We start from the raw sequence: 12,835 nt of genomic DNA, 5'->3' as shown, positions 1-12,835 counted from the left end.
TGAAAGAACGCTTGTAACATACTGGAAAGACACATGATCACGCCTGAAAATGCCAGCATTGAAACCGAAAAACTGTGCCGTTTGGCGCCGATCATACCGGTGCTGGTGGTCGATGATGCAAGCATCGCGCGACCGCTGGCAGAGGCGTTGGTGGCGGGCGGATTGCCGGTTCTCGAAGTGACCTTGCGCACTCCGGCAGCCTTGGACGCGATCCGCGAAATGGCGCGCGTCGAGGGTGGGGTCGTGGGTGCGGGGACGTTGCTCACACCCGAGGACGTCACTGCCGCTGTCGATGCCGGTGCGCGGTTCGGAGTGTCGCCCGGCGCGACGGACCGGTTGCTCGACGCCTGCGAAGCCGCCGATCTGCCTCTCCTGCCCGGCGCGGCAACCGCGTCCGAAGCGATGGCGCTTCTGGAGCGCGGCTATACGGTTCAGAAATTCTTTCCAGCCGAAGCCAACGGTGGCGCTCCGGCACTCAAGGCCATTGGCGCGCCGATTCCGCAAGTGCGCTTCTGCCCGACCGGCGGCGTGTCATTGAAAAATGCTGAAACGTATCTGAGCCTGTCCAACACACTCTGCGCTGGCGGCAGCTGGGTTGCGCCGGGCGAGCTGATCGCAAACCGTGACTGGGCCGGTATCGAAGCGCTGGCCCGCGAGGCGTCTCAGCTGGGGCGTTAGGCTCCGCGTTCCTAAGCCTCCAGTTCCGCGTCCCAGTAAAGGAAATCCATCCAACTGTCGTGCAGGTGGTTGGGCGGAAATTTGCGGCCCATGTTGAGCAATTCCTGCGCGCCGGGTTGGCGCGGTGGTTTGCGCAAGGACAACCCCGCGCGGCGCAGGCTCTTGGACCCTTTGCGCAGATTGCACGGCGCACACGCGGCAACGACGTTTTCCCATGACGTGATCCCGCCCGACGCGCGGGGCACGACATGATCGAACGTCAGATCGCCGGTTGCTCCGCAATACTGACATTGAAATTCGTCCCTCAAGAAAAGATTAAAGCGCGTGAAGGCCACGCGCTTTTGAGGTTTGACATAGTCTTTCAGCACAACGACGCTTGGAATTCGAAGCGTCATCGAGGGGCTTCGGACCACCTCGTCGTATTCGGCCACGATATCCACCCTGTCGAGGAACGCCGCCTTCACCGCATCCTGCCACGGCCAAAGCGATAGAGGATAGTAGGAAAGCGGCCTGTAATCCGCGTTTAGAACAAGGGCAGGATGGTGCCGCAGCACCGCCGGCTCGCGCACGAATGCCGTTCTAAAATTGCCGTCCATCGAACGTTAGGTCTCCTGATCTGTCTGCCTGTTGCAGCGTCAGGACGGTAGCCCGCCCCGGCGGTCACAGCTCGACTATATATCGCGGAGGGCATCCGACAACCCCCCAAATGTGCAGGTGAATGCACTTGTGATCAGACAGTGCAGTGCACTCTGCCACGCATGGTTTCAATCGGGAATCGCAAAGACCTGACCGGGATAAATCAGGTCGGGGTCTCTGATGCGATCCCGGTTGGCGTCAAACACCCGGACATAGGCCGGACCTTCGCCATAGCGGTCGCGTGCAATGGCCCAAAGCGTGTTGCCCGGTTGAACCGTGACAACCTGCGCGCCGCCGCTGGCGTCAACGGTGGATTCGAGCGTCTCACGGTCGGCGCGTTGGAACGGGCTTTCGACGCGCGATGCGACCTGTCCACTCTGGCTGACGGCATCGATGCGCAGCGTGTAGGTTCCGCTGTCCACATTCGGCAAATCCGCGCGCCAACGACCATCCTCATCGATCTCGGTCGTCAGCACGGGTTGGTTGTCCAGATAGACGCGCACATATTCATCAGCCGCGCCGCGCCCGCTCAAGGTGACCGACTCCGCGCTTTCGTAAGTGATTGCATCAAGCGCGATCTGGTCGATCGTTTGCGGCGTGGTGCCTGCGGATTGCAGCACCTCGACCCCGTCTTGCGTCGACAGGATCACGGCCGGCGCGGACGCATCGCTCTGCGGCGATTCACTGGCACCCCCTGACACGCTGTCAGGGTCGGCGGGATCGTTCCCTGCGACGGCGGCGACGCGCGGGTCTTTCTCGGACTCGGCTGCCGACGGGATTGACGCGTCGGCTTCAGCTTCCGGCTCGCCTTCCATCATCGCCGCCGAACCCGCGGCGATTGTCAGATCATCGGCCAGACCGAAAACCGCAGGGAGGTCGGGCGACGCGACGGAGGGAGAGACAATCACCTGATCCATACTCTCGACCCGCCCGTCATCACCGGAGGACACCAGGCTGATGACACGGGGCGCATCGCTTTTCGGCAGGTCAAGAAATGCCACGAATTTTCCCGCGGCATCCACCACGGCAGAGCTTTTCTCTGCACCATCAACCATCACGAACACTTCGCTCCCACCGGGCGCGGTGCCGGCGATCAGCGCCTGACCGTCCGGGGAGATCCGGACAACATCAAAGCCCGGTGTCGGCGGAATCGGTGTGATGTTCTCGTCTTCGAGCGCATCGGGCGTGACGTCCGCGCGCGGCTCTACCGATGGTCCAGCAGCATCCGGTGATATCCCTTCGCTCCGTTCGACAGATGCGATTTCCGGCGGGACATCTTGCACAGAAGGCGATGGCGCGAACCGTCCGCTGAACGCAAGCGCGACCGCAATCGCTGCCAATGCGGCTGCGCCTCCAAGCATCAGCCCGGACTTTCCATGTGCCAACGCGAATTTGCTCATCACATCCCAGGCGATTGCAGGGCATACGGGAATAAGCCGATGCCGCGGTTGAGCGTCACTACCAACGCAGGTATCACGAGGCAAATCCCATAGCTTTGTCAAGGACAACGCCCATGCGTTCCAAGTGCATCTGTGTCAATTGTGGCTCACGCGCGGGGGCGGATCCGACAGTTGCCGATGTCGTCAAAGCAGAGCGGTCTCTTTGGAAGTGGTCCTCGACGTTACCACCTTGGCGGCAGATCGACCTGCAATCCGAACCGATCTTCCCGCTCGAGATCGGGGGTATTGCACCCATCCGACACGTGCCTGTCGCATCTGCTCGATCAGGGCTTTGCCGATGCCTCGCTGCTTGAACTCGAGGAAACGGCAACCTCGGCTTCGGACACCATCCTGGCCCTCCGACGCGCCTTGTCCTGGCGCACCGCGCTGGAGGAATAAAGCGCCAGTGCCGTCCAGATCAGCGAAAACGCCGCCAGATGAATGGTGCTGAACGGCTCGCCAAAGATCGCGACCGCGACGACGAATTGCAGCGTCGGATTGATGTATTGCAACAACCCCACCGTCGACATCGCCAAACGCCGCGCGCCGTAGGCGAACAGGATCAACGGCGCTCCGGTCACAACACCCGAGGCGCAGAGCAACAGGCTTTGTCGCAAATCGTCGCCGAACGCGCCGCCCTGCCCCAGGTGCAACATCAACAACCAACCCAGCGCAAGCGGCGACAGCAGGAACACCTCGGCGGTGACCGACACGACCGGCCCCAGATCAAGCCGCTTCTTCAACACGCCGTAGAGCCCGAAGGATGCCGCCAGACCCAGCGGGATCCACGGCACGATGCGCAATCCCACTGTCAACGTCAGAACCGCAGCGACCGCCAACCCGACCGCCACCCATTGCAGGTTCGAAAGCCGTTCGCCGAACATCAGACGTCCGAACACAACCGCCACAAGCGGAAAGATATAGTATCCCAAAGAGGCTTCGGTGGCGCGGCCCGAGTGAATGGACCAGATGAACAGGAACCAGTTGGACGAGATCATCACTGCCGCAAGCACGATGATCTTGAGCGAGGCGCGATGCGACACAGCGTGCCACAACGCCGAAATGCGTCCTTGAACAAGCAGAACGCCCGCGAAAAAGAACAACGACCACAATGTGCGATGCGCCAGAACCTCTGCCGGATCAACTCCGACAAGAGCCTTGTAGAAAATCGACGACAGCCCCCACGCGATGCACGCACTCACGAGCGCCAGAACACCTTTTCGGGTATCTGTCATACCAAACTCCTTCGCCGGCATCGGCGCAAACGCCTTACAGCGCGCCCACCCGCTCGAGAACGTGCCGCACGGCATCGACCTGTGCGTCAGACAACGGGGCCTGTGGTCGCGCCGGATCGCCGCAATCGAAGCCTTGCAACTTCAAACCGGCCTTGACCGCACCTGCAAGGTTGAACTTGGCAAACACCTGATTGACCGCCCAAAGCTCTTTCTGAAGCGCCATGGCGTCATCCCATTTGCGCGCCTCGCAAAGCTCGAAAAGGCGCACGCTTTGTTTCGGGATCAGGCAAGACGGACCGGCAAGCCACCCCCGCCCACCGATCAGCATCACCGCCGTGGTGATGTGCGACGAGGCTGCAAACACCCCGATCCTGCCTTCGGTCTGGTTGAGGATCGACAGCAGTCGCCCGGTGTTGGTCGAGGCATCCTTGACGAACAGGATATTGGGATGATGCGACAGCGTGTCGATAGCGTCCAATGACAGATCGGAGCGTTGAAAATTCGGATTGGTATACAGCGTGACAGGCAAATCGGTCGCATCGGCCACTGCGGTGAAATACGCCACAACGCCCGACTCCGGGATGGGAAAATAGGCTTCCATGACAGCCAGGATCCCGTCGGCACCAAGCTCTGCCCATCGCTTGGCCTGCGCGATCGCATCCGGCGTCGTGGTCGCCGCCACGCCGGCAATCACCGGAACCCGACCGCCCGCGGCCTCTATGGTTGCAGAAACCACCCGCTCCTTGGCCGCAAAATCGAGATATGCAAATTCTCCGGTCGAACCCAGCGGCGTGAGCCCGTGCACACCCGCGTCAATCAGATGATGGCAAAGGCGCTTCAAGGCGGCCTCGTCCACCGCTCCGTCAGACGTGAGCGGAGTGGGCAGATACGGCACCACGCCGCGCAGGTTCGTAAGGTCGATCATGGGGTTTCCGTCTCTCTCGTTTCGGGGTCTCTCAAGTGCGCAGATCACGTCATGCCCAAGCGTCAGGGATCAGGCAAAACAAATCTCTCCACAATATGAAAGTCCTATCCGCAAAAAAGCCCCACCGGAAACGGCGGGGCCTTTCTTGTGCCTAGAGTTGCAATTAGGCGTTGGACAGACGCTCTGCCACGTTTTCCCAATCGACCAGATTGTCGAGGAAGTTGGTCAGATACGCCGGGCGCTTGTTCCGGAAATCGATGTAATAGCTGTGCTCCCAAACGTCGCAGCCCAGAAGCGCGGTCTGACCGAAGCACACGGGGTTCACCCCGTTTTCCGTTTTCGTCACCTTGAGCGAGCCGTCCTTGTCAACGACGAGCCACGCCCAGCCGGACCCGAACTGTCCGCCGCCTGCGGCCGAAAACTCTTCCTTGAACTTGTCGACGGTTCCAAAGGCGTCCTTCACGCGGCTTTCCAGATCACCGGGCATCTTCTTCTCGTCGGGGGTCATCATTTCCCAGAACTGGTTGTGATTCCAAAGCTGGCTGATGTTGTTGAAAATGCCGCTTTGCGCCACGGCGTTGGGATCATAGGTGCCCTTGATGATCTCCTCGAGCGATTTGTTCTCCCACTCGGTGCCCTTGATCGCCTTGTTGCCGTTGTCGACATAGGCCTTGTGGTGAATATCGTGGTGATATTCCAAGGTTTCCTTGGACATGCCTTTGCTGGCTAGAGCGTCGTGGGCATACGGAAGATCGGGAAGTTCGAAAGCCATTGGGTGTCCCCCTGTTAGATACGTCAAATTACGCAAGAGCCATTCGTGATGCCGTGATGGCGTAAGGTCAAGCCCGCGCCGCATCGACCCGCATCACTGCGGCCCTCTTCCAAGACAACGCATCAAGATGCGAAATGGTTCACCGCAGAGTTTTCGTCAGCCGCAGCCCTCAGGATACCGAACATGTAGGCCGCAACAGAGCGAAAGCACACCACTCGCGCGCTGCCTGCATCGTCCATCCAGAACGCGGCGGCGACCTGCGCAAGCCGCGTGCGCCGCACCTCGCCCGGCTCGAAACCGCCGGGGCTCATGTCGACCGGCGCGAGCTTGGCCAGAACCTCGCGCAGTGCGCGGCCCTTGAGGCGGAACACCGACCGTGCATCCGAGGTGTTGACCACCAGCGCATGAACATCCGACAGCTTCGCCGCCAGATCATCGGCCAGCTTTTGCGCCTCGTCATAGTCGCAGAGCAAAAACGCCTCGTCCGGCGACATCCAGAGCGCGCCCTTGCCTTCCGCAAAAGCGGTGCCGCGCTGGCCGGGCAACGCGACGCCGAACACGTCTTTGACCGCCCCGGCGATGGCTGTGTCGCCCAGATCACCGCGCAGGGTAATCATGCCCTGCCCGGCCAGTTCCTCGATCTTCACCAGACCGTCGAAGCTCGCGCCGCCAAGCGCCAGTTGCACATCAGACATTCTGCTTTTCTCCTTCGCGGTCAAAGAACACCGGATCGACAATCTTCGCCTCGATCGTGGAGCCATCGCCCTTGGTGAAGTTCAGCACATCGCCCATCCGGTCCGGCCCGTTCAGCACCAGCCCCATCGCGATACCGCGCCCCAGCGTCGGGCTGTGATAGGTCGAGGTCACGCGGCCTTCGGTTGCCGCCTGCCCGTTGGCATTGGTGCCGGGCGCGACCGCATAGGCGCCATCGGGCAGCACCGAGCCGTCGAGCGTCTCCAGCCCCACCAGCTTCCAGCGGCGCGGATCGGTCATGTGGCTGCGGGCTTGCGCGCGTTTGCCGAGGTAATCCTCTTTCTTCTTGGAGATCGCCCAGTTCAGCCCCAGATCCTGCGGAATCACGGTGCCGTCGGTTTCATCCCCGATCATGATGAAGCCCTTCTCGGCCCGCATGATATGCAACGCCTCGGTGCCGTAGGGGGTGATGTTCCACTCTCCGCCTGCATCCAGCAACTTGTCCCAGAAGGCGCGTCCCAGATTGGCCGGCACGGCGATTTCAAAGCTGAGCTCGCCCGAGAAGGAAATGCGGAAGATGCGCACCGGGAAGCCGCCCAGCGTGCCGTCGGCCCAGCCCATGAAGGGCAGCGTCTCGGCGCTCACGTCCATACCGCCCAGTTTCTCAAGCAGCTTGCGCGCGTTCGGGCCGACCACGGCAACCTGTGCGAACTGCTCGGTCGCGTTGACGGTCCAGACCTTCCAGTCCCACCATTCGGTTTGCAGCCATTCCTCCATATGGGCATGGATACGGTCCGCGCCGCCGGTGGTGGTGTGACACAGGAACGTGTCCTCATCGAGCCGCGCGACCACGCCGTCATCGGTGAGAAAACCGTTCTCGGTGCACATGAGGCCATAGCGGCATTTACCGGGTTTCAGGGTGCTCATCATGTTGGTGTAGAGCATGTCGAGGAACTTGCCCGCGTCCGGCCCCTTGACGATGATCTTGCCCAGCGTCGAGGCGTCGAGCAGGCCAAGGCTCTTGCGCGTGGCATTCACCTCACGCTGCACGGCGTCATGCACGCTTTCGCCCTCGTTCGGGAGGGCATAGGGGCGGCGCCAATGGCCGACCGGCTCCCAATGCGCGCCGTGGGCGTCGATCCAGTCATGCATCGGCGTACGGCGGAGCGGCTGGAAGATGCCGCCGCGCGCCTCTCCGGCGATGGCGCCGAAGGAGATCGGGGTGAAAGGCGGGCGGAAGGTCGTGGTGCCGACCTGCGGAATGTTCTCACCCAATGCATTCGCAAGCGTCGCCAATCCGTTGATATTGCTGAGCTTGCCCTGATCTGTCGCCATGCCGAGCGTGGTGTAGCGCTTGGTATGTTCAACTGATTCATAGCCCTCATGCGCGGCCAGTTGTACGTCCGAGACCTTCACGTCGTTCTGGTAATCCAGCCACATTTTCGAACGCAGCTTGTAATCGGCCCCCTTCGGCATCATCCAGACTGGCGCAAGCGCTGCTTCCTCGGGCGCGTCGCCCTGTGCCACGTCGCCTGCCTCGGTCTCAAAGCCCGCGCGCTGTGCTGCACTTCGCCCGGCGGCGGCGGCGTTTTCAAGCACCTTCGCCAGCCCCATTTCGCCATCGGCGCTGCCTGCGGGAATCACGAACGGCTCGCCATCCGCACCGGTCGGCGCGCGGCTTGCGTCGGGGCGGAAGGCGGCCTGCGCCTCGTCCCAGGTCAGCTTGCCGCCGCAATGGGACCACAGATGCACCACTGGCGACCAGCCCCCCGACATGGCGACCGCATCGCAGAAGATCTCCTCCTCGACCGTGCCGTCGCCCGATTGCTTGCCGCAGAGCACGCTGAGCACGCGTTTCATGCCCTTGACCTTGATCACCGCGGCATCGCGCTCGACCCGGATGCCAAGGTCGCGGGCCTTCTCCATCAGTGCACCTCCGCCCTGTGGGCGGGCATCGAGGATCGCAGGCACCTTTTGTCCCGCCTCCACAAGCGCGATCGCGGTGCGGTAGGCATCGTCGTTATTGGTCACGACCACCGTGCGCTCGCCCGGACTGACACCGTAATTGACAAGATAGTCGCGCGCGGCCGAGGCCAGCATGACGCCCGGAACATCATTGCCCGAGAAACAGAGCGGGCGTTCGATCGCGCCTGTCGCGGTGACGATCTGCTTGGCACGGATGCGCCAGAGCCGATGGCGCGGGCCGGGTGTCTGCGGCGCGTGATCGGTGAGGCGCTCGTAGCCGAGCACATAGCCGTGATCGTAGACCCCGGCCCCCATGACGCGATTGCGCAGTGTGACATTCGGCATCGCCTCCAGCGCGGCGACGGTTTGCGCGACCCATGTGTCGGGTTCCAGCCCGTCGATCGTGCCGCCATCGACCGGCGCGCGGCCGCCCCAATGGGCGGTCTGCTCCAGAAGCAGCACCTTGGCACCAGCGCGGCCAGCGCTCAGCGCGGCCTGAAGTCCCGCCACGCCGCCGCCAATGATCGCCACATCCGTAAAGACGTAGAAATGCTCATAGGTGTCGGGGTCGCGGGCTTCGGGTTTGGGTGCCTTGCCGAGACCGGCGGAGTGCCGGATGATCGGCTCGTAGACATGCTTCCAGAAGGCGCGCGGCTGGATGAAGGTCTTGTAGTAAAAACCCGCCGGAAGAAAGCGCGACAGCTTGTTGTTCACCACACCGATATCGTGGTTTAGCGACGGCCAGTGGTTCTGGCTCGTGGCCTTGAGGCCCGCGAAAAGTTCGGTTGTGGTGGCACGCTGGTTCGGTTCCAGCTTGTCGCCCTCGCCCAGATTGACCAGCGCGTTCGGCTCTTCGGAGCCAGAGGCCACAACGCCGCGCGGGCGGTGATACTTGAAGCTGCGCCCCATCAGCATCTGGTCGTTGGCCAGCAGCGCGGAGGCGAGCGTGTCGCCGTCATAGCCGGTCAACCGGGTGTTGTTGAAGCTGAACGCGACCTGCTTGTCGCGGTTGATCAGGCGGCCCTGTGTGGAAACGCGATTGCTCATTGTCAGACCTCGGCGCTGGCGGAGGTGTCGGAGCCTCCGGCGGGGATATTTTCGGCAAGAAGAAAGATCACGCGATGTCCCTCCACTCGAAACCGGGGCGCTTGTCGCGGATCTTTTTCAGCAGGTCTTCGGGAGGCTCAAAGGTTTGGGCACTGTAGGTGCCGAAGACTTCAAGCGTCGCGGTATCGCGGGCGGCGTGAAACCACTTGCCGCAGCCATTGGCATGACGCCAGCGTTCGAAATGCACGCCATGAGGGTTTTCGCGCTGGAAGAGGTAGGTCTTGAACTCTTCATCGCTCGAGCCGGGGCCGAAGCGTTTGAGATGCGCCTCGCCGCCGCCATGCAGCTCGGTTTCCTCGGCGGTCACGCCGCAGCAGGGGCAGGTCAGGAGAAGCATGTCGCGCCTCCCCCGGCCTGTGTTGAGACGCGTGTGTCAGTCGGCAGCAGGTGCCGCTGGTTCAGGGGCTTCGGTTGCCGGTGTCTCGATTGCGGCGGGTGCGTCGGGCGTGGTTGCCACGCCATCACCGTCAGACGTGAACATCCAAATTCCGAGCACGACAACGACGATTGCGACAATGATCCAGACAGTCTTGCCCATGGGCCTCGCTCCTTTTGTTGCGATGCCGTGAGGGTGGGCCGCGCGGCGCGCGTTGACAACAGAGGCACATGGGCCATCGGCAGGGGTTCGCCGGAGGTGTAGGCGGAAACTTGCGACTGGCGGGCTCGGCTCATGGAAGAACGCTCCAATGGACGGGAAAATTGTGGGCGAATGGCAGAAATCATCAATGTGCCACCCCGGCGGCGACGGATTCGTCGATGAATCGGCCTTCGGCGAAGCGGTTGAGGCCAAATGCGTCCGTCAGGGGCGAATGGCCCTTGGCCATCAGTTCGGCAAAACCGAAGCCCGATCCGGGGATCGCCTTGAAGCCGCCGGTGCCCCAGCCGCAATTGATGAAGCAGCCGTCGAGCGGCGTTTTCGACAGGATCGGCGAACGGTCTCCGGTGACATCGACGATGCCACCCCACTGCCGCAGCATCTTGAGGCGCGAAATCATCGGGAAGGTTTCGACCAGCGCGCGCACGGTTTCCTCGATATGGTGGAAGGAGCCGCGCTGGGTGTAGTTGTTATATCCGTCGGTGCCGCCGCCGATCACCATTTCGCCCTTGTCGGATTGACTCATGTAGCCATGCACCGTGTTGGCCATGACGACCACATCCATGCAGGGCTTGATCGGCTCGGACACCAGCGCCTGCAGCGCGACGGATTCGATCGGGAGGCGGAAGCCCGCCATGTCGGCCAGCACGCCGGAATGCCCCGCAACGACGATGCCGAGCTTGTCGCAATCGATCTCGCCCTTGGTGGTGGTCACGCCCTGCACGCGGCCATCCGCCTGGCGGATACCGGTGACTTCGCATTTCTGGATGATGTCCATGCCCATGTCGGAACAGGCACGCGCATAGCCCCATGCCACCGCATCGTGCCGCGCGGTTCCGGCGCGCGCCTGCCACAGTGCTCCAAGAACCGGATAACGCGGGCCGTTGATCTCCATGATCGGGCAAAGCTGCTTGACCCGGCTTGGGCTGATGAATTCGGTCGGCACCCCTTGCAGCGTGTTGGCATGCGCCGTGCGCTTGTAGCCGCGGACCTCGTGCTCGGTCTGCGCCAGCATCATCACGCCGCGGGGGCTGAACATCACGTTGTAGTTCAACTCCTGGCTCAGCGTCTCGTAAAGCGAGCGCGATTTTTCGTAGATCGCGGCGGAAGGGTCCTGAAGGTAGTTCGACCGGATGATCGTCGTGTTGCGCCCGGTATTGCCGCCGCCCAGCCAGCCCTTTTCGATGATCGCGACATTCCTGATGCCAAAGCGCTTACCAAGATAATAGGCGGTGGCAAGCCCGTGGCCACCCGCGCCGATGATGACGACATCGTATTTCTTCTTCGGCTCCGGCCTGCGCCAGGCGCGCTCCCAGCCGGTGTGATGGCGGAAGGCTTCGCGGGCGACGGCAAAGGCAGAATAGCGTTTCATGGGGCGCGACTCGGGGCTAGGTTGCGATGTATGCTATGTGACCTGATACGGTCGGCGTACCGGTACCCTGAACGGCGTATTTCACCGGATTTGCGACATGGCGCTTTGTCACGGGGAATTGCCCTTTTTTCACCGGCCCCGGACCTGTACACGGCGGGGAAACAGTCTTTGGATGATGAACGACATGACGTTTTTCTGGATCGCAACCGTAGGTTTGGCCGTCGCGATGGCAGCACTTCTGGTGTTGGCGCTCATGCGGGGGCAGCGTGACACCGGCCCTGCCGAGGCATTCGACGTGCAGGTTTACCGCGACCAATTGAACGAGGTGGACCGCGATTTGCAGCGCGGTGTTCTGGGACAGGAGGATGCCGCGCGCCTGCGAACCGAGATCTCGCGGCGTATCCTGTCAGCCGATGCCAAGGCGCAATCGAGTGGTAAGGACAGCCGGCAACCGCGTGCACTGGGGGTGGCCACGTCGGCGTTGATCGCGGCGTCCATTCTGGGAGGTGGATTTGGTCTCTATGCGCTGTTGGGGGCACCCGGCTATGGTGATCTGGGCCTGAAATCGAGGTTGGAGATGGCCAAGGTGGCGCGCGAAAACCGCCCGACGCAAGCCGAAGCCGAAGCGCAATTGCCCGCGAGCGGTGATCCCGACGTCGCCCCCGAATATGGCGATCTGGTGGAACGTCTGCGCATCGCCGTCGCCGACCGTCCCGATGACATTCAGGGTCATGTGCTCTTGGCGCGATCCGAAGCGGCAATGGGCAATTTCAGAGCCGCCTACGCCGCACAGCAGCGCGTGCTGTCGCTCAAGGGTGATTCCGCGACCGCATCCGATTACGCCGATCTGGGTGACATGATGGTTCTCGCGGCCGGTGGGTATGTCTCTCCCGAGGCGGAAAACGTGTTTGACGCCGCGCTGTCGCGCGACCGTCAGAATGGTGTTGCGCGGTATTACAAGGGTTTGGCGATCGCGCAGACCGGGCGGCCGGATGTGGCGTTCCGCCTTTGGGACCAATTGTTGCGGCAAAGCGCGGCGGACGACAAATGGGTGCCGCCGATCATGGCGCAGATCGAGGAAATGGCGTTCCGTGCCGGTGTGAACGACTACCAACCGCCCGCGTTCGAAAACGCGCCCGGCCCGAGTGCCGAAGATGTGGAGCAAGCCGGCGACTTGAGCCCGCAACAACGGCAGGAGATGATTCAAGGAATGGTCGATCGGCTGTCGTCGCGCCTTGCGACGGAAGGCGGCCCGCCCGAAGATTGGGCGCGTCTGATCTCGTCATTGGGCGTGCTTGGCGATCAGGCGCAGGCGATTGCGATCTGGAACAACGCGCAGGAAGTCTTTGCCGACAATCCCGAGGCGCTTGAAATCGTGCGCGATGGCGCGCGCGCCGCCGGGCTGTCGATCTGAGCGC

The 12,835-nt window shown here is 62.3% G+C and carries 12 protein-coding genes; 2 read left to right on the top strand and 10 right to left on the bottom strand.

Annotated features, from left to right (window positions below; translation table 11 throughout):
- Positions 1 to 33: 33 nt before the first annotated feature.
- Complete coding sequence (gene eda, locus ACGKZZ_RS11690; RefSeq protein WP_411223749.1) at positions 34 to 678, top strand: bifunctional 4-hydroxy-2-oxoglutarate aldolase/2-dehydro-3-deoxy-phosphogluconate aldolase; 645 nt, start codon at positions 34 to 36, stop codon at positions 676 to 678.
- 11 nt (positions 679 to 689) lie between these two features.
- Here eda and ACGKZZ_RS11685 read toward each other — a convergent pair whose 3' ends face one another.
- From ACGKZZ_RS11685 to ACGKZZ_RS11640, 10 genes are all read right to left on the bottom strand, one after another.
- Positions 690 to 1,274: an HNH endonuclease gene (locus tag ACGKZZ_RS11685; protein WP_411223748.1), complete on the bottom strand. Its 585-nt coding sequence runs from the start codon at positions 1,272 to 1,274 to the stop codon at positions 690 to 692.
- Between the two features lie 168 nt (positions 1,275 to 1,442).
- Complete coding sequence (locus ACGKZZ_RS11680; RefSeq protein ID WP_411223747.1) at positions 1,443 to 2,714, bottom strand: LysM peptidoglycan-binding domain-containing protein; 1,272 nt, start codon at positions 2,712 to 2,714, stop codon at positions 1,443 to 1,445.
- Positions 2,715 to 3,037: 323 nt separating this feature from the next.
- Positions 3,038 to 3,988, bottom strand: coding sequence for an EamA family transporter RarD (rarD, locus tag ACGKZZ_RS11675; RefSeq protein ID WP_411223746.1), 951 nt, complete (start codon positions 3,986 to 3,988; stop codon positions 3,038 to 3,040).
- Between the two features lie 34 nt (positions 3,989 to 4,022).
- Positions 4,023 to 4,913, bottom strand: coding sequence for a dihydrodipicolinate synthase family protein (locus ACGKZZ_RS11670; protein ID WP_411223745.1), 891 nt, complete (start codon positions 4,911 to 4,913; stop codon positions 4,023 to 4,025).
- A gap of 163 nt (positions 4,914 to 5,076) precedes the next feature.
- Positions 5,077 to 5,685, bottom strand: coding sequence for a superoxide dismutase (locus ACGKZZ_RS11665; protein ID WP_411223744.1), 609 nt, complete (start codon positions 5,683 to 5,685; stop codon positions 5,077 to 5,079).
- Between the two features lie 122 nt (positions 5,686 to 5,807).
- Positions 5,808 to 6,380 (bottom strand): sarcosine oxidase subunit gamma, encoded by a 573-nt coding sequence (locus ACGKZZ_RS11660; protein WP_411223743.1) that lies wholly within the window; start codon positions 6,378 to 6,380, stop codon positions 5,808 to 5,810.
- Complete coding sequence (locus ACGKZZ_RS11655; protein ID WP_411223742.1) at positions 6,373 to 9,390, bottom strand: sarcosine oxidase subunit alpha family protein; 3,018 nt, start codon at positions 9,388 to 9,390, stop codon at positions 6,373 to 6,375. Before ACGKZZ_RS11655 ends, ACGKZZ_RS11660 begins: the two co-directional genes overlap by 8 nt.
- Positions 9,391 to 9,457: 67 nt before the next feature.
- The gene (locus ACGKZZ_RS11650) at positions 9,458 to 9,787 is read right to left on the bottom strand and encodes a sarcosine oxidase subunit delta (RefSeq protein WP_411223741.1); all 330 of its coding nucleotides are present in this window, start codon (positions 9,785 to 9,787) and stop codon (positions 9,458 to 9,460) included.
- Positions 9,788 to 9,823: 36 nt separating this feature from the next.
- Complete coding sequence (locus tag ACGKZZ_RS11645; RefSeq protein WP_411223740.1) at positions 9,824 to 9,988, bottom strand: hypothetical protein; 165 nt, start codon at positions 9,986 to 9,988, stop codon at positions 9,824 to 9,826.
- 184 nt (positions 9,989 to 10,172) lie between these two features.
- Complete coding sequence (locus tag ACGKZZ_RS11640) at positions 10,173 to 11,417, bottom strand: sarcosine oxidase subunit beta family protein (protein WP_411223739.1); 1,245 nt, start codon at positions 11,415 to 11,417, stop codon at positions 10,173 to 10,175.
- A 172-nt stretch (positions 11,418 to 11,589) separates the two neighbouring features.
- On the opposite strand from ACGKZZ_RS11640, the gene ccmI reads away from it, so the two are divergent.
- Positions 11,590 to 12,831 (top strand): c-type cytochrome biogenesis protein CcmI, encoded by a 1,242-nt coding sequence (ccmI, locus tag ACGKZZ_RS11635; protein ID WP_411223738.1) that lies wholly within the window; start codon positions 11,590 to 11,592, stop codon positions 12,829 to 12,831.
- Positions 12,832 to 12,835 lie beyond the last annotated feature (4 nt).

The sequence above is a fragment of the Marivita sp. S2033 genome, from assembly GCF_046592965.1.
GTDB lineage: Bacteria > Pseudomonadota > Alphaproteobacteria > Rhodobacterales > Rhodobacteraceae > Marivita.
Note: the sequence above shows the minus strand (reverse complement) of the source record. Positions and strands in the feature narration are given on the sequence as shown.